Source organism: Alistipes sp. ZOR0009, assembly GCF_000798815.1.
GTDB lineage: Bacteria > Bacteroidota > Bacteroidia > Bacteroidales > ZOR0009 > Acetobacteroides.
Genome location: NZ_JTLD01000004.1, coordinates 157,817 through 180,359, shown reverse-complemented (window position 1 = coordinate 180,359; position 22,543 = coordinate 157,817). Strand labels below are relative to the sequence as shown.

At 44.6% G+C, this 22,543-nt stretch carries 17 protein-coding genes; 6 read left to right on the top strand and 11 right to left on the bottom strand.

Translation table 11 applies throughout. From position 1 onward, the window contains the following. Nucleotide 1 precedes the first annotated feature (1 nt). The 4 genes from L990_RS01470 (at nt 2) to groL (ending at nt 3,553) form a co-directional block, all read left to right on the top strand. Nucleotides 2-925 (top strand): hypothetical protein, encoded by a 924-nt coding sequence (locus tag L990_RS01470; RefSeq protein WP_156121272.1) that lies wholly within the window; start codon nt 2-4, stop codon nt 923-925. Between the two features lie 21 nt (nt 926-946). After that, nucleotides 947-1,309: a preprotein translocase subunit SecG gene (gene secG / locus L990_RS01465; protein ID WP_047444763.1), complete on the top strand. Its 363-nt coding sequence runs from the start codon at nt 947-949 to the stop codon at nt 1,307-1,309. A 307-nt stretch (nt 1,310-1,616) separates the two neighbouring features. After that, nucleotides 1,617-1,883, top strand: coding sequence for a co-chaperone GroES (gene groES / locus L990_RS01460; RefSeq protein WP_047444761.1), 267 nt, complete (start codon nt 1,617-1,619; stop codon nt 1,881-1,883). Between the two features lie 35 nt (nt 1,884-1,918). Then, nucleotides 1,919-3,553 carry a chaperonin GroEL gene (gene groL / locus L990_RS01455; protein WP_047444759.1) on the top strand — a complete coding sequence of 545 codons (1,635 nt, stop codon included), beginning with the start codon at nt 1,919-1,921 and terminating at the stop codon, nt 3,551-3,553. Between the two features lie 144 nt (nt 3,554-3,697). Here groL and lpxA read toward each other — a convergent pair whose 3' ends face one another. From lpxA to L990_RS01435, 4 genes are all read right to left on the bottom strand, one after another. Beyond that, a complete protein-coding gene (gene lpxA / locus L990_RS01450; RefSeq protein ID WP_047444757.1) occupies nt 3,698-4,504 on the bottom strand; it encodes an acyl-ACP--UDP-N-acetylglucosamine O-acyltransferase in 807 nt (268 codons plus the stop codon). A gap of 12 nt (nt 4,505-4,516) precedes the next feature. After that, a complete protein-coding gene (locus L990_RS01445) occupies nt 4,517-5,911 on the bottom strand; it encodes a bifunctional UDP-3-O-[3-hydroxymyristoyl] N-acetylglucosamine deacetylase/3-hydroxyacyl-ACP dehydratase (protein WP_047444755.1) in 1,395 nt (464 codons plus the stop codon). 77 nt (nt 5,912-5,988) lie between these two features. Beyond that, entirely contained in the window at nt 5,989-7,029 is a 1,041-nt protein-coding gene (gene lpxD / locus L990_RS01440; protein WP_047444753.1) for a UDP-3-O-(3-hydroxymyristoyl)glucosamine N-acyltransferase, read from the bottom strand. Nucleotides 7,030-7,064: 35 nt separating this feature from the next. Beyond that, nucleotides 7,065-8,309, bottom strand: coding sequence for an HD domain-containing protein (locus tag L990_RS01435; protein ID WP_047444751.1), 1,245 nt, complete (start codon nt 8,307-8,309; stop codon nt 7,065-7,067). Between the two features lie 359 nt (nt 8,310-8,668). Between L990_RS01435 and L990_RS01430 the strand changes: the two genes are divergently transcribed. Then, a complete protein-coding gene (locus tag L990_RS01430; RefSeq protein ID WP_047444749.1) occupies nt 8,669-9,931 on the top strand; it encodes a phosphoglycerate kinase in 1,263 nt (420 codons plus the stop codon). Between the two features lie 570 nt (nt 9,932-10,501). Then, complete coding sequence (locus tag L990_RS01425; protein WP_047444747.1) at nt 10,502-11,197, top strand: hypothetical protein; 696 nt, start codon at nt 10,502-10,504, stop codon at nt 11,195-11,197. 335 nt (nt 11,198-11,532) lie between these two features. Here L990_RS01425 and rnhA read toward each other — a convergent pair whose 3' ends face one another. The 7 genes from rnhA to rlmH all read right to left on the bottom strand — a co-directional run bounded on the left by rnhA (nt 11,533) and on the right by rlmH (nt 22,530). Beyond that, nucleotides 11,533-12,027: a ribonuclease HI gene (rnhA, locus tag L990_RS01420; protein WP_047444745.1), complete on the bottom strand. Its 495-nt coding sequence runs from the start codon at nt 12,025-12,027 to the stop codon at nt 11,533-11,535. 203 nt (nt 12,028-12,230) lie between these two features. Beyond that, nucleotides 12,231-14,363 carry a S46 family peptidase gene (locus L990_RS01415; protein ID WP_047444743.1) on the bottom strand — a complete coding sequence of 711 codons (2,133 nt, stop codon included), beginning with the start codon at nt 14,361-14,363 and terminating at the stop codon, nt 12,231-12,233. Between the two features lie 201 nt (nt 14,364-14,564). Beyond that, the gene (locus L990_RS01410; RefSeq protein WP_047444741.1) at nt 14,565-15,173 is read right to left on the bottom strand and encodes a ribonuclease HII; all 609 of its coding nucleotides are present in this window, start codon (nt 15,171-15,173) and stop codon (nt 14,565-14,567) included. A gap of 3 nt (nt 15,174-15,176) precedes the next feature. Next, nucleotides 15,177-16,301 carry a glycosyltransferase family 4 protein gene (locus tag L990_RS01405; RefSeq protein ID WP_047444739.1) on the bottom strand — a complete coding sequence of 375 codons (1,125 nt, stop codon included), beginning with the start codon at nt 16,299-16,301 and terminating at the stop codon, nt 15,177-15,179. Between the two features lie 131 nt (nt 16,302-16,432). Continuing rightward, nucleotides 16,433-18,298 (bottom strand): carbon starvation protein A, encoded by a 1,866-nt coding sequence (locus L990_RS01400; protein WP_047444736.1) that lies wholly within the window; start codon nt 18,296-18,298, stop codon nt 16,433-16,435. A 97-nt stretch (nt 18,299-18,395) separates the two neighbouring features. Then, nucleotides 18,396-22,082, bottom strand: coding sequence for a sensor histidine kinase (locus L990_RS01395; RefSeq protein WP_047444734.1), 3,687 nt, complete (start codon nt 22,080-22,082; stop codon nt 18,396-18,398). Beyond that, a complete protein-coding gene (rlmH, locus tag L990_RS01390) occupies nt 22,057-22,530 on the bottom strand; it encodes a 23S rRNA (pseudouridine(1915)-N(3))-methyltransferase RlmH (protein WP_047444732.1) in 474 nt (157 codons plus the stop codon). Before rlmH ends, L990_RS01395 begins: the two co-directional genes overlap by 26 nt. Nucleotides 22,531-22,543 lie beyond the last annotated feature (13 nt).

The window sequence follows — 22,543 nt, the reverse complement described above, 5'->3', positions numbered from 1 at the left end:
TATGGATGCTCGAGAGTTTGTCGACTTGCTAGATAACCCACAAAACATAACCCCGAAATTGCTCGAGGATTTGTCGCGTGTGGTGAAGCAGTATCCCTATTTTAGTACAGGCGTATTGGCCTACTTAAAAGGACTAAAGGATGCGGATGATCCCAGATTCTCGAGTTTCTTGCCCTATGCCGCAACGCATGCTCAAAGCGGAGAGTGGCTATACCTTTTTCTAAATTCGAGTAGTGACTACTTTGGTGAAGAGATTGTTTCTACTGCTGTAGAGACTGTTATTTCCGAAAACAGATTTACCGAGGAGTTGGCTCCCGAATTAACTTCTGATGCGGTTGTCGAAGAGCAGAACGAAGTAGAAACCTCCCCCGAGCCGGATCAGGTGTTGGAGCATGAAAGCCTTACAGAGGAAACAGAACTAGAGGTTCAATTACAGAATGAAGGAATGCCTCAGGAAGAGGAGGCTGTTTTGGTCGAGGATGCCAATGTAGCGCCAGTTCCTGAGCCTGTAGCCATAGCGGAGCCTGACGTTGTAGAAGAAGAGGAGATATTAGAGCTAATAGATGACGATATTGACGAGAGTAGGCTTAATGAAGACCCAATATTTGAAATATTAGATCAAAAACTTTACACGCTCGACGAAACGGCGAATACGCTAGAGGTACAAAATAGCCTAATCGATCAGTTTTTAACAACGAACCCACGTATAACACCAAAAGGGGAGTTACCTCCTGTTATTGAGGATATTTCGGTAAAATCGCTGGTGGATGATGGGGAGATTGTAACGGAGATGTTGGCTAAAATTTATGCTGGACAAGGATTAATTGCGAAGGCAATCAATGTTTACGAGAAATTAATTTTGAAATATCCAGAAAAAAGAGCTTATTTTGTAGCCGAACTCGAAAAATTAAAGGAGTCAAAGTAATTAACATTCAGACAATAAACTATGTACACCCTTTTTTCTATATTAATCATTATTGCGGCTATTTTGTTGATACTTGCGGTTTTAGTGCAAAACTCAAAGGGTGGCGGATTGGCTGCAAACTTCTCTGGTGCTAACCAAATTGTTGGTGTAAGGCAAACTGCCGACTTTATCGAGAAGTTTACTTGGATTCTTGCTGTTGCTATCGTGGTTCTTAGCCTTGCAGCTACTGTTGTTATCGACAGAAAAGCAGGTCGTCAGGCAACAGAACTAGAGCAAAAGATTGCTAACCAGCCAGCTGCTGGAATGCCTCAGTTCCCTAATGCGGGAGCAAACAAGCAGCAACAGCCTGCTCAACCAGCACAAGAGCAACCTGCTAAGAAATAATTTTAGACAACTATAACAGTAAAGGGACTTCGTATTCGAAGTCCCTTTTTGTTTTTTACTATACGTATCCGTACCTTTAGGTTTCATTTTTTTGATGTAGGCCGTACGTTGCGGGTTTGGGGTATTGATAGGACATTGTGTGCTGCCTATTTTTGTTGCACCTGACAAAGCGGCATACAACCTGACAGAAGTTAGGCCTACAATCTGAAAAAATTGCAGACATATCTACTTTTGTACGCTTGGCACAAAATTGGATAGTTCTAGAATCAAACGTTGAATTAAATGTCAAACTAAAAATAAAAACGCAATGATTAAACCATTAGCTGATAGAGTAGTAGTAGAGCCTTCTGCTGCTGAGCAAGTTACCGCTAGCGGTATTTACATTCCAGATACTGCAAAGGAAAAGCCACAAAGAGGGAAAGTTGTTGCAGTGGGTACAGGTACAAAAGAGGTTACCATGGAGGTAAAGGTTGGTGATGTCGTTCTTTATGGAAAGTACGCAGGTACCGAAGTGGCCATTGATGGAGTTGACTACATCATTATGCGCCAATCGGATATTTTAGGAATTATCTAATTCACTTTAATTGTAAACTGTAAAATTGAGATAAAATGGCTAAAGATATTAAGTTTAACATCGAAGCTCGCGATAACCTAAAGGCTGGTGTAGATAAGCTAGCAAATGCAGTAAAAGTAACCCTAGGCCCAAAAGGTCGTAATGTGGTTATTGATAAAAAATTTGGTGCACCACAAATCACTAAGGATGGTGTAAGCGTAGCTAAAGAAATTGAACTTGCAGATCCATTCGAAAATATGGGAGCTCAAATGGTTAAGGAAGTTGCTTCGAAGACTGCTGATATGGCAGGAGATGGAACAACTACTGCAACTGTTCTTGCTCAGTCTATTATTGCAGTAGGACTTAAGAATGTTACTGCAGGAGCTAACCCTATGGATCTAAAGCGCGGTATCGACAAGGCGGTTTCGGCAGTTGTTGCTAACCTAAAATCACAAAGCGTAGAGGTGGGTGACGATATCAAGAAGATTGAAGAAGTTGCTACCATTTCTGCAAATAATGATAACACTATTGGTGCTCTTATCGCAGAGGCAATGGGTAAGGTAAAGAAGGAAGGTGTAATTACCGTTGAAGAGGCAAAGGGTACTGACACTACCGTAGAGGTGGTAGAAGGTATGCAGTTCGATCGCGGCTACCTATCTCCATACTTTATTACCGACACCGAGAAGATGGAAGTATCCCTAGAGAATCCTTTCATTCTTCTTACCGACAAGAAGGTGTCTACCATGAAGGATCTTCTTCCTGTGCTCGAGCCTGTAGCTCAGCAAGGTCGTGCGCTTCTTATCATCGCAGAGGATATTGATGGCGAAGCGCTTGCAACTCTTGTTGTAAACAAGCTTCGCGGTGCCCTTAAAATTGCTGCGGTTAAGGCTCCTGGATTTGGAGATCGCCGTAAGGAAATGTTGGAGGATATCGCTATCCTAACCGGGGGTACTGTAATTTCTGAAGAAAAGGGATTGCGTCTTGACGGTGCTACGCTAGAAATGCTAGGACGTGCTGAGAAGGTTTCTATCAATAAGGAAAATACAACTATTGTAAACGGAGCTGGCGCTAAGGATGCTATCGAAAACCGCGTATCACAAATCCGTAAGCAAATCGAAATTTCAACATCAGACTACGATAAGGAAAAACTTCAAGAGCGTTTAGCTAAGCTGGCTGGTGGAGTTGCCGTTCTTTACGTAGGAGCTGCTACCGAAATGGAGATGAAGGAGAAAAAAGATCGCGTGGATGATGCTCTAAGCGCAACTCGTGCTGCTGTTGAAGAAGGTGTTGTTCCTGGTGGTGGTATTGCCTACATCCGTGCTATCGACGCTATCGAAACTCTTAAGGGAGACAACGAAGATGAGACTATCGGTATCCAAATCGTTAAGCGTGCGATAGAGGAGCCTCTTCGTCAGATTGTTGAAAATGCTGGTGGAGAAGGAAGCGTAATCGTACAAAAGGTAAAAGAAGGCAAGGGTGATTTCGGTTACAACGCTCGTCTTGACAAGTTTGAAAACCTATTTGAGGCTGGTGTAATTGATCCAACTAAGGTTTCTCGTATTGCTCTAGAGAATGCAGCGTCTGTTGCTGGAATGTTCCTAACTACTGAGTGCGTTCTTGCTGAGAAGAAGGAAGAAAATCCTGCTCCAATGATGAACCCAGGCATGGGTGGCATGGGAGGCATGATGTAATCCAAAAATATAAAGAGAAAGCCCCAGATTGCAATCTGGGGCTTTCTTATTTTGATGCCATGAGGATTTACCGGTTGGTGTCTGACGCTATTGTTTGTAAAAAAGGCTCCGATGTAAATCGGAGCCTTCTGTATTTTTAGATTGCTAGATGTCCAAATCTTCGGCTTTTGCTCTCCCCTTGTATCCTTTTATAATACCTCGCTTGGAGTTCTTAATAAAGTTGACAATATAGTCGCGGAATTCGCTTTGTGGCACTTCTGCTTCGATTACTTCAACCGCTTTTGATACGATATATCCACTTTGGTAAAGAAGACGGAAAATATCCTGTATTTGATGAATTTCTTCGGGGTTAAACTGGCGACGACGTAGGCCAATAGAGTTAATTCCTACGTATGATATAGGATCGTGGCCTGCTTTTACAAATGGAGGCACATCCTTGCGAACGAGAGATCCTCCCGAAACCATCACGTGGCCACCAATACGGACAAACTGGTGAACAAGTACGTGCGCGCTTAGGATTGCAAAATCATCAATCTCAACTTCACCAGCGAGCTGTGTTCCATTCCCTAGAATTACGTTGTTCCCAACAATAGCGTCGTGTGCAACGTGAACGTATGCCATAAGGAGGCAGTTGTTACCAACAACAGTTTTTCCTTTAGCAACGGTTCCTCTATTAATCGTAACGCACTCCCTCACGGTGGTATTATCCCCAACTTCAGCAGTAGTTATCTCTCCCTTAAATTTCAAGTCTTGAGGGATAGCCGAAATTACGGCTCCTGGAAAAATTTTGCAGTTTTTCCCGATACGGGCACCATCCATGATGGTAACGTTGGCTCCAATCCAGGTGCCGTCGCCAATCACAACATCTTTGCCAATCCAGGCAAAGGCGTCGATGGTTACGTTAGCCCCAATTTTTGCTTCGGGATGAATGTAAGCCATTGGTTGACTCATCTTATTTACGATTTATTTATTCTTTACTACTTGTGCGGTTAACTCGCCTTCGGCAACTAGGGTATTTCCAACAAATGCTTGTCCCCACATGATGGCAATTCCTCTACGAATTGGCTCCATCAGCTCCATTTTGAAGATAAGGGTGTCGCCTGGGACTACCTTTTTTTTAAACTTAACCTTATCTATTTTAAGGAAGTAAGTCGAGTAATTTTCAGGATCTGGAACTTGTCCTAGAACTAAGATTCCGCCCACTTGTGCCATTGCCTCAATTTGAAGAACACCAGGCATTACGGGTTCGTCTGGGAAGTGGCCAACGAAGAACGGCTCGTTCATGGTCACATTTTTAACGCCAACAACCACTTCCTTATCTAGATGGATAATTTTATCGACCAATAGGAATGGTGGACGGTGGGGGAGCAGCAGCTTAATTTTGTTGATATCCATTACAGGATCCACGCAAGGATTATAGAAGGGGACTGGTACTCGCATGAATTCGCGCTTCATGATCTTGCGAAGCACTTTGGCAAATTCGGTATTTGCGTGATGGCCTGGGCGCTTGGCAATGAACTTCCCTTTAATTCTATGGCCAACAAGAGCCAAATCTCCTACCATATCAAGCAGCTTATGACGGGCGCACTCGTTAGGGAAACGAAGATCAAGGTTGTTCAAAATACCATCAGGACGACGTTCTACCGATGGCTTGTTGAAAAGCGTTGCAATACGATCAAGCTCAATTTGAGGAACTTCTTTTTCGAGAATCACAATTGCATTTTGCAGGTCGCCACCTTTGATAAGGTTGTTTTTATGAAGAAACTCGAGCTCGTGGAAGAATACAAACGTACGGCATGGAGCAATCTCGTCATTAAAGATTTCAATGGTTTCCATGTTGGCATACTGGTTTCCTAGCACCTTCGAGTTGTAGTCAATCATTACGTTGATGCTGAAGTGGTCATCGGGATAGGCAACAATTTCGATATTGTGCTTATCGTCGCGCCAAGCCGTTTTTTCCTTAATCTCGAAGTAAAGTCGCTCTGCACTTTGCTGCACTGTACCTACTTTAAGTATTGCATCGAGGAATGGCTTTGCGCTTCCGTCCATAATTGGAGTTTCAGGCGCATTAAGTTCTACAATTGCATTGTCGATATCGGCACCAATAATGGCAGCCATTACGTGCTCAATGGTGCTAACCCTTACGCCATGCTTTTCGAGGGTGGTTCCACGAGAGGTGTCCACTACTAGATCGGCAATAGCCTCAATAATTGGCTGGTTTTCTAGGTCAACACGCTTAAACTTGATGCCGCAGTTTGGTTCTGCAGGAAGTATTGATAGCGTAACTTCAAGTCCTGTATGGAGACCTCTGCCAGTTAGGGTTACCGCTTCTTTTATCGTTTTTTGCAATTCAGACATGTTCTTCTTCTTGTAAAAGTACCTCTTAATAAACGCACAAATCCCCTCGATTTAGATCTCTAGGGGAGTGTGGTATCCTATTTATTGGCCTTTAGGGCTTCAATTTCCTTTTTCAGCTGGTTTACCAACGTTGCTAAAGCAGGTAAATTTTTATAGTGGATCGAGCTGCGGTGGAAGTTGCTCATTTCAATAGCAGGTGTTCCACCATAGATATGATTCTCTTTTTTTAGAGAGTTGCTTACGCCTGTTTGTGCGGTGAGCTTTACTCCATCGGCAACTGTAATGTGCCCAGAAACGCCTGTTTGACCACCAAACATGCAGTTGGCTCCTATTTTCACAGAACCTGCAACTCCCGATTGTGCCGCAATTACGGTATTCTGTCCAACTTCTACGTTATGGGCAATTTGGATTAGGTTATCCAGCTTAACTCCCTTGCGAATGATTGTTGATCCCATTGTAGCGCGGTCGATGCAGCTATTGGCACCAACTTCCACATAATCTTCGAGTATAACGTTCCCTATTTGGGGTATCTTTTTATACTGGTTATCGGCTGATGGCGCAAATCCAAACCCATCTGCTCCGATAACGGTGCTTGCATGAATGGTTACATGGTTTCCAAGAACGCATTCGTGGTAGATTTTTACTCCAGAATATATTGTAGCATTGTCGCCAATGGTTACATTGTCGCCAATGTAAGCGTGTGGGTAGATTTTTGCGTTTTTACCGATGGTTACATTTTCTCCAATGTAGGCGAATGGACCAACGTAGGCATCCTCACCAACTTTGGCGCTGCTCTCTATAAAAGCTTGTGGGCTAATTCCAGATTTCTGCGCTTTAGCGTTTTGGTATAGCTCCAGTAGCGAGGCAAATGCGCTGTAGGCATCTGCAACACGAATGAGGGTACACGAAACGGGTTGCTCTAGCTGAAGATCCTTGTTGATTAAAACAATGGAGGCTTTGGTTGTATAAAGGTAGGGGGTATACTTAGGGTTTGCCAAAAAGGCTAAAGTCCCAGGTGTTGCCTCCTCTATCTTAGCTACATTGGTTACCGCAACATCTGCGTCACCTTCTATTTCGCCATTTAAAAATGCTGCAATAATTTGAGCTTTGAACTCCATTTTACGCTATTTATAAATTTGCACAAAACTAAGAATTAAAATTTAAACTCATAGTTACTTTTAGGGTAGCACAAGAAATATTTGGTCGTAACACCCCCAAAAGCAGCACTATTTAGCACATCGGAAGCGATATCGATGTCCTCTAATTTCCCTTTTTTATCAAGAATTTTTATTGATTGACTTTTAGGGCTGTATGCCTTGTTGCTAACCTCGTTCGAAAGTACAAAGTAGGAGGCTGTTTTTGCATCAATATGGAATTGTTGGCAGATTTCGCCTGTTTTTGTGGTAACTTTTTCGGTTTCGAAGGGTAATTTGCCGATCTCTATTTTTAGGATATTTCGGCTGTTAAGCATTGCGCATAGATTCTTTAAAATGAAGTCGCCCGAACGCTCCCACTCTTTGAGGCAAACAATAATATCCGAGTCGTCTAGCTGCACAAAGCGATCTATTAGCTCGTCGTTATTGGAGTGGTAACCCTCTTCGAATGTCTTATTGAGGAAGTAAAGTAGAGTTGGAGTTGTGTAGATGGGTATGCCACTTTTGATGCACTCTTTTGCCCTTTTGAATATTTGGATAAGCAGCTGCTCGGCGGCTACCACCGTTTTATGGAGGTAAACCTGCCAGTACATCAGCCTGCGTGCAATCAGAAACTTCTCTATCGAGTATATTCCCTTTCCTTCCACCACCAGCTCATCGTCCACAATTTCGAGCATTTTGATGATACGATCGAGCCCTACGGCTCCTTCTACAACGCCTGTAAAAAAGCTGTCGCGGCTCAGGTAGTCGAGCCTATCTACATCCAGCTGACTTGATATTAGCTGGTGCAAGAAGTGTTTGGGGTATTCGTTCTTAAAGATCTGAATGGCCAGCGTAAGCTTTCCGTCAAACTCAAGGTTCATTCGATTCATCATCATCAGCGATAAATCTTCGTGGCTTATGCCCTCGGCAATACTAAATTCGAGCGCATGCGAGAACGGGCCGTGCCCAATGTCGTGAAGTAGAATCGCGCAAATCGTCGCCTCCTCCTCCTGTTCGGTTATTTCGTGGTTTTTGCTCCGAAGCGCATCTATGGCCAGCTTCATGAGGTGCATGGCACCCAGTGCATGCTGAAAACGCGAATGTACGGCACCTGGATATACGAGATGCGTAAGCCCAAGCTGCTTAACACCTCTAAGGCGTTGAAAGTAACGATGCTCTATCAGCTCGCCACCAAGGTGGTTAGGTATGTCTATAAATCCGTGTACCGGATCATTGATTATTTTTTTGAGGCTTTTTTTCATAAGAATCTGTATGTAAACTCTTCGGCCACAATATAGGCAATATAGGTAACTCTATCGGACTTTGGCCTATAATTTTAAGGAGTAGTGATCAACCAGAAAGGGGATAGGACAAGCGGAGAGCTGTATCGTTCTCTAGAAAAGGGGAAAATGGCCAGCTGCTGCTTTATGCCTGTTATCGTCTATTCAAAACCCAGAAACAGCTAAAATTAGTTATTCAACTAACGTTGTAAAGCGCTTAAACCTAAATATAAACGGCTAATATGTGCTCATTTTCTTTCCTTATCAATTCTTTTTTTGCTACTTTTACATCTGCAAATTTTCGACTAGTTAAGTGTCAGTCATACTAACATCAATTCATAATGCAAACATTAGACAGCTACAACTTCAGCGGCAAAAAGGCCATTATTCGTGTAGACTTCAATGTACCATTGGATATGGAAACATTCGAGGTAACCGATGATACTCGTATTCGCGGTGCTCTTTCAACCATTAACAAGATTCTTGCCGATGGTGGTTCTGTAATCCTAATGTCTCACCTTGGTCGTCCAAAGGGAGTAGAGGAGAAGTCTTCTCTTAAGCACATCATCCCTGCATTGGAAAAGAACTTAGGCAAGAGCGTTAAGTTTGCCGACGACTGCGTTGGTGCTTCGGCTGTAGAGATGGCCGCTAGCCTACAACCAGGCGAGGTGCTACTGCTCGAAAACCTTCGTTTCTATGCCGAGGAAGAGGGTAAGCCTCGTTTACCTAAGGATGCCAGCGAAGAGGAAAAGGCTGCAGCCAAGAAGGTCGTAAAGGAAAGCCAAAAGGAGTTTGTTAAGAAGCTGGCTTCTCTTGCTGATGTTTACGTTAACGATGCGTTCGGTACTGCACACCGTGCACACGGTTCTACTGCGCTTATTGCCGATCTTTTCTCTGCCGAAAACAAGATGTTTGGTAACCTTATCAACAGCGAGCTTAAGGCTATGGACACCGTTCTTAAGTCGTCTGAAAAACCATTCACCGCAATTATGGGTGGTGCAAAGGTTTCTGATAAGCTGCTTATTATCGAGAACCTACTAGAACGCGTTCAAAACCTAATTATTGGTGGCGGTATGGCCTACACCTTTATTAAGGCGCAAGGCGGACAAATCGGAACATCTATCTGCGAAGACGACAAGCTAGAGCTTGCGCTAGACCTACTTGCTAAGGCAAAGGCTAAGGGCGTTACCGTTTACCTTCCTGTAGATGGTTTGGCTGCTGACAAGTTTGCTCCAGATGCAGACACTATCATCTGCAAAATCGACGAAGTACCTACCGAGAGAATGTCGCTTGACATCGGTCCAGAAAGCGCTAAGATTTTTACCGAAGTTATCGCCAACTCTAAGACCGTACTTTGGAATGGTCCAATGGGCGTATTCGAGTTCGACAAGTTTGCCGAAGGTACAACTGCCGTTGCTAAGGCGGTAGCAGCAGCCACTGCAAACGGCGCGTTCACCCTAATCGGTGGTGGCGACTCGGTTGCGGCTATCAACAAAAACAAGCTGGCCGACAAGGTAAGCTACGTTTCGACTGGTGGTGGCGCTATGTTGGAGTACATGGAAGGCAAGGTGCTTCCTGGTATTGCAGCTATTCGTGGCGAGTAATCGTATATCCGAATTCAATAAATAAAAAAAAGGTCGACATCACGTCGGCCTTTTTTCACAAACCACTCAAAAAACCATTAACGTTTTAACATTAATACTTAAAGAAATAACTATTAATTGGCCTGTGCTGCAACTTGCACACTCTTTATAACGCAAAACGCGAACCAATAGTTTCCAATCTTACCTCTTTTTAGTCTAACCTCACGAAGCTTAATACTGGTAAGCTTAAATTGCTGATAATCTAGCAGTAGTTAAGAAATCCGAAGATCGGCAGCAGCCGTTTTTTACGGTTGGATAGCCGTCCATTATGGGGGCGTGCCCCTGTCGGGTCGGGCTTTCCGCTGCAAGTCCTCGCCCTACGCTCTGCTGCGGGCTCTGGGCTTTTCGCTGCAATCCCTCACGCACGCTTTTGGGTGCCTCGGCCCGGTTTTGGAGTGCTCCCCTATCAATCCGATGTCGGAAATTCCTTTTTTTGATGCTAAATTTCTATATTAGAGGTATCCTACGGTTACCCTCTCGCTTCCCGATGGCGGCCGCAGGCCATCCCCAAAACCATTAACACGATACGCTATGTCTAAAGAGCTATACGAGCAGCAGGCCGAGGCTATCGAGGCCATTCCAAATGCGGTAAAGCCCAATATTCCCATTTCCGTAGCCCTACAGGAGGCCGAGGAGCTCCATATTTGGGTGCAGCCCGACCAGGCGGCGCTCGAGCAGGTAGGTTTGCAGTGGACGCTGGTGCAGGAGCTGCCCCGCCGTGCCGCCGCCTGCCGCTACATCGAAACACTGTGGCAAAGCCACCTCTCTACGGCCAGCGATGCCGAAAAGGAGTGGAAGCAGAAGCGAAGTACGGCCTCGCAGCTGAGCATCGACCTGACTCGCGCCCTGCGCTTTGCCTTTCGTGGTAAGCCTAACTTCTTGGGTAGGCTAAAGCCCATGTCGGGTTACCTTCGGCACGAGGCCCTTATCGACTACTACTACAACATTGGCTCGCTGGCCACCGAGCACATCGAGCTGCTGCGCTCTGTTGGCTTCGATGTTACGCGCCTCGATGGTGCCTGCGACGACGCCGAGCACCTTTCGAGGCTGCTGGCACAGGTGCGCACCGAGCAGCGCGAGCAGTACCTGCTTCGCGACCAGCGCAACAAGGCCTACACCTACCTTAAGCTCGCCGTCGATGAGGTTAGGCGGTGCGGTAAGTTTGCCTTTGCCCAGCAGCCCGATCGGCTTAAGGGCTACGCCTCGTCGTACTGGCGTAAGCGCTAGCTGCTGCTGGCGCAGACCTTCTTTCAGGTATCCGGTTACCATCCCTACCTTATGGGTTAAGCATTCAGCTGCCCATTGGTGTAGCGTAATGCATATCCTGATATGCTTAATCTTTATTCTGTAGGATAAATAGAAGTCCTGTAAGTTGTGCAATGCTTCCTGCTAGCTGTAGTAGGTGGTATGGCTGTATAAGTAGCCATCCTGCCTAGCAGGAATCTATTTTGAATAGGCAGAATAAAAAAATAGGCTAGCAGAAGGCAGCCTATTTATGAAGGATTGTATTTATGCTCTTGGGATAGCCGTAAATGGTAGCAGGAGGTACTTTATGCCGCAAGCTACTCCATTGCCCCGCTGTCGGTGCTGTTTACGTAGCCGTAGTCTACCTTTAGGTTCTTTTTGTCGGCGGCGGCGGCCACAGCTAGGCGGTCGCAGCGCTCGTTGCCCGGGATGTTGGCATGGCCTTTTACCCAAATAAACTTAACGCTGTGCTTGCGGTACTCGCGGAGGAACTCCATCCACAGGTCGGGGTTCTTTTTATTCTTAAAGCGGGTCTTTTCCCAGCCAAAAACCCAGCCTTTATCCACCGCATCCACCACATACTTGGAGTCGGAGTAGATGGTAACGTTACATTTAGGGAATTTGAGCGCCTGTAGGCCTCGGATAACGGCCAGCAGCTCCATTCGGTTGTTGGTGGTTAGCTCAAAACCTTCGGAGAGCTCCTTAACGTGTGGTCCCCAAATGAGCAGGGTGCCGTATCCGCCAGGACCGGGGTTACCGCTGGCTGCTCCATCGGTGTAGAGGGTGATATTGTAGGTTTCGTTGTTTTCCATGCCGGCAAAGGTACAAAAAAGAGGTGGTTGTGCCGTGCGACGAGGTGGACGTGCCCTCTAAATTTTGTAGTACGCCCTGTCTTTCCAATGCTGGCTGCCCTTTTTATGGCACGAGATGGCTTGGGGATGCTAACGGTATGAAAAAGGGAGAGGAGGCTCCCTGTTGGTGAGCCTCCTCTCGAAAAAAATGTGCGCGTATGGAACTATTTTGCAATAGTCATTTCGTCGATCAGGTGTTTTGCACCTGCAAACTTGTCTACAATAAATAGCACGTAGCGGATGTCTACGCTGATGGTACGCTGTAGGGCTGGTTCGAAGGCGATATCGCCGCTCATAGCCTCCCAGTTACCGTCGAAAGCGGCACCAATAAGCTCGCCTTTGGCGTTCATGATTGGGCTACCCGAGTTACCACCGGTGATGTCGTTGTTTGATAGGAAGGCAACAGGCATCTTTCCGTTTTTCATGGCGTACTGACCGAAATCTTTGGCCATGTATAGCTCCTTAAGCTTGGCTGGCACTACGAATTCCCAGTTGTTTGGATCTTCCTTCTCCATGATACCGTCCATGGTGGTGTAGAAGTTGTAGTATACCGCATCGGCAGGGTAGTAGTCTAGCACGTTGCCGTAGGTTAAGCGCATGGTGAAGTTGGCATCGGGGTAGTGAGGCTTATCCTTCTCCATGTCTAGTAGGCCAGCGATATATCCGCGTTGTCCCTTAGTTAGCTTCTCCATAAAAGGGGTAACCTTTTCAGAAAGGCCCTTAAGGGTGGTGTTGATGCTTTGCGATGCCAGGTAAGCTGGGTCGTTTTTGATTGCGTCAACCGATGGGTTGGCAAGGAAAGCGTTAAACTTCTTTTGGTTTGCAAAGATGGAGTTGTTGTAAAGGTCGTTTACGTATGCCTCGATGCTACCGTTAAACTTGTTTTGGATATCGGTATATACCGAAGGGTAGTAGGTTGGGGCAACATCCTTCTTGTAAACTTCGAACATGGCTACGGCCACCTTGCGGTCTAGCGCCTCGTTGTAGTCTTTGTAGAATTCGGCTGCAGCTTCTTTAACCTTATCCATATCCTTCTTACTTTCGATGGCTTGAATGGCCATGTTGCTGTAGCGAGCAGCGGCTCCAACAACTTCTATACCGCGGATGCTTTCTGCAATGTACTGTATAGCGTTGTAGTAGTCTTTGCGTCCTTGAACAGCCTCCTTAATTAGGCCAAGGGCGCTACCGTAGGTGGCAACTCTTTCTGGCGACTGGTTTACCCAAGCGGTAAAGGCTGCTTCCTGAGCTTCCTTCTTGTCGTGAACCTTTAGGCGCTTCAAGCCGCGGCTCATACCGATAGAGTTCTTCCAGTAGTTAGACGAACCAGCATATTTAGAGGCGTACTGAATGCGTACGGTGTCGTTAGCCTGCATGTCCTTCATCCAAATATCTTGGCGGATGCCACGAATTTTGATGCGGCTAGGGTTGCTGATACCCAACACCTCTTCAATTTCCCAAGAGGTCATGTAGCGGTTGGTACGGCCAGGGTTACCCATAATCATGGTGTAGTCGCCCTTATTTACGCCCTTTAGCGAGATGGTAAGGTGCTTTTTAGGCTTGAAAGGAACGTTGTTGGCTGAGTATTCGGCAGGATTTCCATCCTTATCGGCGTACACGCGGAACATCGAGAAGTCGCCAGTGTGACGAGGCCACATCCAGTTGTCGGTATCGGCACCAAATTTACCAATCGATTCTGGAGGAGTTCCAACCAGACGAACGTCGGAGAACACCTTGTAAACAAAAAGGTAGAACTGGTTGCCGGCATACATTGGAGTAACCTGCGCTTTAATGAACTTGCCCGACGATGCTTGGTCAGAGAGCTTCTTGCTAAGCTCAGCGATGGCTTTTGCACGCTCAGTTTCGCTCATCGAAGGGGTAAGCACCTTGTTGAACTCTGGGGTTACGTCCTGAATTCTTTCGAGGAAGGTAACGGTAAGGCCAGGTGCAGGAAGTTCTTCGCCCTTGCTCATTGCCCAGAAGCCATACTTTAGGTAGTCGTGTTCAACAGAGCTAAGCTGTTGGATAGAGCCGTATCCACAGTGGTGGTTGGTAAGAACAAGCCCTTGATCGGAGATCATTTCGCCAGTACAGCCACGGCCAAAGATCACAATGGCGTCCTTAAGGCTGCTCTTGTTGATGCTGTAGATATCTTCGGCCGAAAGCTTAAGCCCAGCCTTTTTCATATCCTTCATGTTGAGCTTTTCAATTAGGGGAAGTAGCCACATTCCCTCGTCTGCTCTTAGTGTTGTAGAGCCGAAAAGCAGCAACCCAACTAGCAGAATGCTGATTTTTTTCATACTTATAAATTGTTTTTCAATGGTTCTATGTCGCTCGCCATGCTGCGAGGTTCATATATGTTACTTTTCATTGTGGAGGTTGATTTTTCTCCCACCTAAATGTACAGCAAACACGGGTATTGGACACAACTTGAAATAAAAACTTGTGCGAATAGCTTAAATTTTTAACAGATCAAGGGTCGAAAACCTAATGATTGAAGCTTATTCGAATTTTATGCTCAGTTGCTCGTCGGTTAGCTTAAACGATTTGCGGTGGTACGGGCTAATGCCATGAAGCACGATGGCTGCCCTATGTTTTTTGGTGGGATACCCTTTATTCTTACTCCAATCGTATACGCTAAACTCGTTGTGAAGCGTTTCCATGAGCTCGTCTCTGTAGGTTTTGGCCAAAACAGAGGCTGCGGCAATGCTGGCAAACTTGGCATCGCCGCCAACTACGCACTGGTGGTTATACTCTTGGTGCTTTTTAAATCGATTTCCATCAATTAGAAGCAGCTTGGGGGCGATGGCGAGCTGATCTACCGCCTGCTGCATCCCCAGAATTGATGCGTTGAGAATATTAATTTGGTCGATGGTTTCGTTGTCGATAACGGCTACAGCCCAAGCCAGCGCCTGCTCCTTTATTTGCCCTTTTAGCGTTTCACGAACTTTATGGCTCAGCTTTTTGGAGTCGTCGAGAAGCGGAAGGTCAAATTCTTTTGGGAGAATTACTGCCGCAGCAACCACAGGTCCTGCTAGGCAGCCTCTTCCTGCTTCGTCGCAACCTGCTTCGAGCAAATCGGCATGTAAGTAGGGTTGGAGGTTACTCATGGGCTACTCTATTGCCTTTTGAATGGTGCTCCAAAGCAAGCTTGCCGTGTTGTCCCAGTTAAAAAGCTTCCCTCTTTCAAAGGCCAACGATGCTTGCGTGTTGCGGAAGTTATAGTCGGTAGCCATTTTGGTCATGGCATTTTTTATTTCGATGATGGAGAACGGATCAACCAGTAGGGCCGCATCGCCAGCCACTTCGGGCAGCGAGGTTACCGAAGAGGTTATAATTGGCACGTTGGTTTTCATGGCCTCCACTAGCGGAATCCCAAAACCTTCGAATATAGGAACGAAAACCAACGCTTCCGCAGCACCAACTGCTTTAGAGAGGTGCTCGTTTGATAGCCATCCAGCAAAAATTACATCCTTTTTGTGGTGCATCTCTCGGTAAATCTTTTCGATTTTAGGTGCTTTGAAATCTGGATTACCAACCATCAGGAACTTATAGTTCGAAGGCGTTTCATCCTTAAACCTATCAAAAGCGCGGAGCATTCTGCCCACATTTTTTCGAGGATGAATGGAGCCTACGTATATGAAGTAGGGGCATCCGTCGGTCAAATCGAAGCGTAAATCGTCTATTTGATTTTGGGTAAGCGGTGCAAATATTGGATCGGCTGCGTTGTAGGCTACATCTATTTTGTGCGGCGATATTTTGTAGCTGCCGCAAATGTCGGACTTGGAGAAGTTCGATACGGTAAGAATTCGGCTGGCTTTTTCCGCAAAGCGAGGGAAAAAGTGCTGGAAATACTTGCGTCTTCCCCACTTTTCGAGTTCGGGATAGTGCTCGAAGCTTAGATCGTGAATAACGGCCACCTGCGCTGTTGGTACTGATAGCGACAGAAAGCCATCGGGAGCAACAAAAACATCCGGTTTTATTTTTTTGAGCTGATCGGCAAGCAGCACTTCGTGCCAATACCACCAAGCCAGCGGATGCTTTGCTGGTGGTCCAACAACGATAGGCTCTACATTCCGTCCAAAAACGTGGTTATGCTGGTAGTTTCTATCAAAAATGAAATAGAACTGATGTTCTGGATGTGCCTTTACAATCCTACTGAAAGTTTCGTAGGTAAATCTACCAACGCCATCGCTATTTCCCTTGTTGAGGGCTTTAGCGTTTACCGCTATTTTCATCGTAACGTCTTGTTCTTGCTTTAATAATATCTTTCAAATATAATTGTTTATTGGGCTATTGGTTAAGGTGGGCAATAAAAAACAAAGGATGGCGATCCCCTAGGTTGTAGAAAACTTAGGGGATCCCTTTTTTAGTGTAATATATCTTCCTTCTGAGGATTTCCTGCTGCATCTGAAACCGACTGTGGTGGCTGCTGTTTTTTTGCGCCTTTAAGCCATATCGGAATTGCATCTGCAATAATAACGACAACACTTGCGAGTATTATTCCAGTTAGGGTAAGGTTTATTAGCCCAACTGTAAGCGTGCTGCTATCCGAAAGCAGAGGGAGGTATAGGTTTATGATGTTTAGGAATCCTGCATATATGGTGGTTACGCCTACAAAAGTCATTGGTACAATTGTTATCCATGCATAGCGACCTTTTCCTTGGTTGATGATGTAGGTGGTGCCTACAGTCAAGGCGATGGTTGCAAGAAGCTGGTTGGCGGTTCCAAACATGGGCCAAATGGTCGATACGCTTCCTGTATAAATAAAATATCCCCAAAAAAAGACAACAATTGCGCTTGCCAGTAGATTTCCGGCAAGGTTGGAGGAGTTGCTGAATGGCTTGTACGCCTTACCCATAATGTCCTGAAGAAGGAATCGGGCAATGCGGGTCCCAGCATCTATGGTGGTTAGAATGAAGAGCGCTTCGAACATGATGGCAAAGTGGTACCAATAGGACATAAGGCTATTCATTCCAGGTATTTTCGAGAAAATTTCGGACATTCCAACAGCAAGAGATACGGCGCCCCCTGTTCTGCCGGCAATATTCTCGCCAACTCCTTGAGAAAGCCTCGTAAAATCAGTTTCGGTGAAGCCCATTGCTTGTAGTTGCGGTAGCAGCTCCTGAAATTTCTCAGGCGAGAGGTTAATTTGGAAGTAATCGAGCGGGAATAGGCTGGCAGCAGCAATTAGGGCTAGGATGCTTACCATTCCTTCGGCTAGCATTGCTCCTGCTGCAATAGGACGAATATGCGACTCTTTCATAACCATTTTGGGCGTTGTTCCAGAGCTAACAAGCGCATGAAATCCGGAGATGGCTCCACAGGCAATCGTTATAAATAGGTAAGGGAAAAGAGTTCCTTTGATTATTGGGCCGCCTCCATGAATAAATGCAGTTACTGCTGGCATTTTTAATTCTGGAGCAACAACAATAATTCCAACGGCTAGCATGCCAATTACCGCTAGCTTCATGATGGAGCTAAGGTAGTCGCGAGGAGATAAAAGGAGCCAAACAGGAAGTACTGAGGCTAAAAATCCATATAGCGCAAGGATAATGGTTAGCTGCTTTTTATCAAAAGTAAACCAAGATTCGAACGGAGAGCCAGGGATGTATCTTCCGAATATAACGGCACCACTTAGCAGCAAAACTCCAATAATAGTTGCCTCTGCTGTTTTCCCTTTTCGAAAAACATACATCCAAACACCCATTAGTATGGCTATGGGAATTGTGCTCGCAATTGTGAATGTTCCCCATGAGCTTTCAGCCAAGGCGTTGACTACAACTAGCCCTAATCCTGCCATGGCAATAATAATTATTATAAAGGTTGCTATAGATGCGGTAACAACGCTTCCTGTTTTTTTTATTTGAGATTTGACAATTTCTACCAGCGACTTTCCGTCGGTACGGACGGATGCCGTTAAAATTACAATATCATGAACGGCACCTGCCATTACAGAACCTATTAGCATCCATAAAAAACCAGGGAAGTAGCCAAACTGGCAAGCAAGCACAGGTCCGACAAGTGGGCCTGCCCCCGCAATTGCTGCGAAGTGATGACCGAATAATACCCACTTAGAAATGGGAAAATAGTTTTGTCCGTCGTATAATCTGCCAGAAGGGGTTGCTGAGGCATCATTTAGTGTTAGAACTTTGGCAGATATAAAGCCAAAATAGAATCGGTAAGCTAGCGCAAATATGGCAAGAGCGGTAATTACCAATGGCATCGCATTCATAGGCCAGAAGTATATTTGTTTAGATTAGGTTAAAATTCTCCTAACAAATATAAACTCTTAGTGCATAAAATGAATCTGCTGAAAAGAAAACAGTATGCTATTCGTTGCTGATTGCCAGCGGCAACTCAACGAAAAAAGTGGTGCCAATACCTAGCTCAGATTCAAACCATATTCTTCCATTATAAGTTTCTAGTAAGTTTCGAGAGATAGCGAGCCCTAATCCCGATCCCGAGGTTTTGGTAGTGAAGTTCGGCGTGAAAATCTTGCGCTTGACTTCTTCGTCCATTCCTTTTCCATCATCCTTTACCGAGAGGATAACCAAATTATCGGTTCGTTCTACCTTAACGGATATGTGGGAGTACTTATCCTTATCTACGGCCTGTGTCGCATTTTTCAGGAGGTTGACAATAACACGCTTCATGTGCTCTTTGTCTATTTTTATTGATGCCTCTTTTTCGGAGGTGTGAAAGACGATTTCTAGATTAGGATATCCATCGTAAATGGGTAAAATTTCGTTTACGAGCTCTCGGAGGTCGAATACAGGTGTTTTTTCGTCGAAGTTTATTTTGGCAAAATCAGAGAATTCGGAGGCAATTTTTGCGAGCGAGTCAATTTGCTCTATTTGTGATGTGGCATATCTGTCAAATTGATCGAGCCAGCGCTCGTCTTTCTTACTTTTCATCATCATTAGGTACTGGAGGCTAAGCTTCATTGGCGTCAGCGGATTCTTGATTTCATGGGCTATTTGTCGTGCCATTTCGCGCCAAGCCATATCCCGCTCGGATGCTGCAAGCTTTTGTGCGCTAACTTCAAGCTGGCTTATCATTTTATTAAACTCAACAATAAGATCTCCGATTTCGTCATTTTTGATGTATGGAATAGGGTCGGGGTTGGTTTTGAGGTCAAAAGTCCTCATTCGGCTCCGAATAAGCGCCAGCGGACGGGTAATGGAGTTGGAAATCAAAACTCCAATGAAGATAGCAGGGAGAAGTAGCAGGATAAATATGTTGATGGTGGCTATAGCTATGGTATAAAGTTCTCTGCGTAAATCGTTATACTGCATAAAGTAGGGCAGGTTAACGTAACCTTTAAGAGCTCCATTATTATCGAAAATAGGTGCGTACGACGAGGTGAAGCTCATGTTTCCAACATGTTCCTCATCTACAAAGAAGCCGTCATGATCAATTACCAGCTGTTTATACGCCTTGGGCGATAGCTTAAATCCCTGCAGTCCTTCATAAAATATTTCGGGGCGCGAAGTTGCGAACAGTTCTCCTTTGGTATTGTATAGGTTTACATCGACATACAGGTAGTTTGAAACTTTTACCATTTCTGTAGATAGCGCATTAGGATTTGGGTTGTTAAGCGCGGTTTGTACGGCGGGTATTGCGCTTTTCATTTTGTCCTGAATGTTTTTTTGCTTGGTTGTGTTGAATCTGATCACACCAAAAACTAGCGAGGCTACGGCCGTTAGCAGCAGCGCTACGGTAAGAACAAAAATGAAGGATAGGGTTATTTTGCCTTTGAACGTTTTAAGCGTCAAGGAGTCGTCAAGGGGGAAGCGGCTTCGTTTTAGGATAATAAGACCTAAAAATGAGAGAAATAAAAAGATGTATGAGAAGCAGGAGGCTATATCGAAAACCTTGAGGTTTGGGCGCGATACTACCATGGTATTGTTTTCATCAAAGCGGTAGTAGAGGTGAGTGTAGCCGTTTGCTTTTTCGAGTAGTGTTTTTTGCTTTAAGGTTGGGGGGGTAATCATGGATGGAAACGAGTAGCTGCCGTACTTGGCTGCTAGTACGCCATTCATGTAGTGCGCGTAGTCGTATTTGTCGTTGTTATTATTTCTGGTAAATACTTTTTTTAGGAGAAGCTCTGGGTATCCAGGATTATTGTTGATGGTTTTTGCGTCAAATTCAACGTAAAGAGTTGTTTTGTCTTTTTGGGTAGGATAATCGATATACCCCATGTAGGATATTTGTCCAGGATAATTCCTGATATAGTAAAACTGGGAGTCAGGAACTTTAGAGCCCGATTGCAAGAACAAATTTTCGAAGTACTGCTTACAGTTGGTCGTTTTCTTTTCAGCAGATAGATAGAGGTTTGCATTGAGTGGACATATTGTAATAATAAGGCTGTAGCGGCTCATGTAGCCTCCAAAATACTTGTTTTTTATATGGTTGTAGATGGAGTCGTCGTTAAGGCTCGGATTTTGGATTAGCTTAGTAATGGTGGCATCCTTCTTTAGCATTTCAGTAATATCTGGTAGCGATGCCTCCACAATCGGGTCATTTTCGTTGTACAGCATTTCCGCAAATGCGATGCGATTCTTTGTATCTCTCGAAACAATAAAGTGGCTCACACAAATCGCCGTAGAAATAGCCCATGCGACAATTATAAGCGAAAGTCTTCCAATTCCAATTCGTTGGTAGGATTTGAGAACAAAGACAAGAATAGAAAAAGTAACTATTGACGCGGCAAAAAACAGGAAGACGGTTAACTCTGGTATGGCTATTTTAGCAATGAGGCTTACAATGGATATTGGCACTGCTAGTATTACGATCTTATTTTTTGCAGATAAGGAGCCAAATAGCCTAGCGAAAATTCCAACCAGCAGTATAATAGATATAACCAGCAGCGATATGATGGAATAGGTAATAAGCGTATACCTGCTCAACTCCGCAATTCTTATAACTCCAAATGCTATGGTTGAATCGTTAACAAGACTGTATATAATATAGTTGACAAAAATAACAGTCGTTGCTATGAAAAAAGATAATAGCCACGCATAAGGTTTGTACATCTTGTTTTTCGGTATTTTGTAGTCGACATAATGAAAGTATGCAACAGAGCAGGATACTACAAATACTAAAACATATATGGTAAGCGTACCTAGCGATGGGGCTATATTGGAGGAGTAAAGTTCTGGAGAAAATAGGTATAGATCGGTGAAGAATTTGGAAATCCAGCTGATGGAAAGGGCAAAAAGTAGGTTGAAGGAAATCAGCGAAAAAAAGAAAACTCGGGCATTCCTTCCGAATCCAAGCGAAAAAAACACCGACCAGCATCCGATAATAAGAAGTATGAAAGATAGGTAGGCGAAGAAATCCTTAAGAGTTAGATTATATCCTGGATTGGTTCCTTTGTTTAAAGCAAATATTGGTTTCCCTTTGTGGCGTACTACAAATTCATGGGTCGGGTTTTCTTTTCCACAAGGCTCGGAGGTTAAGGTAAAGGACGATGGAATGCCTAAGGTTGGATTAAACTTATTTTCGAGGAACTTATTGTTGATTCGATATTCCGATTGAACTTGGATTGACAGAACCGCTAGCTTCTGTTTTTTTTCTATACAAGAAACAAGGTACCATCCATCATTAAACTTCATCATCTTTAATGTTGAATCTAGGGATGGTATTATTTCTGAAGGGAAATTAGGGATGTTGCTCCACGCAACAAGCTGAGTGCTATCGTAAAAATAGACGGCGAGGTTTTCTTTATCGAACTTGTTGATTGTTTTTATGGGGAGTAAATCAAATGCTGATTTTTCGGTTTTGCACGTGTCGTTTAGCCATTTATTTCCAATTTCGGAGAGCGTTTCAAGGCGCTTATTTATGATATTCTCGAGGCGGTCTGCATCAGAAGTGCTAAACTGCGAGAGCTGAGGTGCAAAGAATGTCGCCAGAAAAAGGAGCAGGGATATCCCAACTATGGTTATTCCATGGTTGAATATCCGAGGACGTTTAACTATTTTTTTTAGCTTACTTATGGTGGTAAGGTTCTCCATTAATTATGGTAAATGCTCGATAAAGCTGTTCTACAAATATTAGTCGGACCATTTGGTGCGAAAAGGTCATTGCAGATAGCGACATTTTGGAGGTCGCTTTGGCGTACACTTCCTTAGAGAAGCCGTAAGGTCCACCAACCACAAAACACAGTTTTCGGGTTCCTGCAATTTGTCTTTTCTCTATAAAGTTAGCAAATTCTGTAGAAGAAAACCGATCACCTCGCTCGTCAAGTAGCATAAGAAAGTCGGCGTCTTTGGCCATATTGAGAATCTGCTCGCCTTCCTTTTCTTTTTGCTGCTCTTCGCTCATATTTTTGGTAGACTTAATATCTGGAATAACCTTGAGTTCGAAGGTGCAGTAGTGCTTCAGCCTTTTTAGGTAGATGTCAATTCCCTCCTGTAGGTATTTTTGATCGCTTTTGCCAATTAGAATGAGGTCTATTTTCATTTGAAGTGCTCTT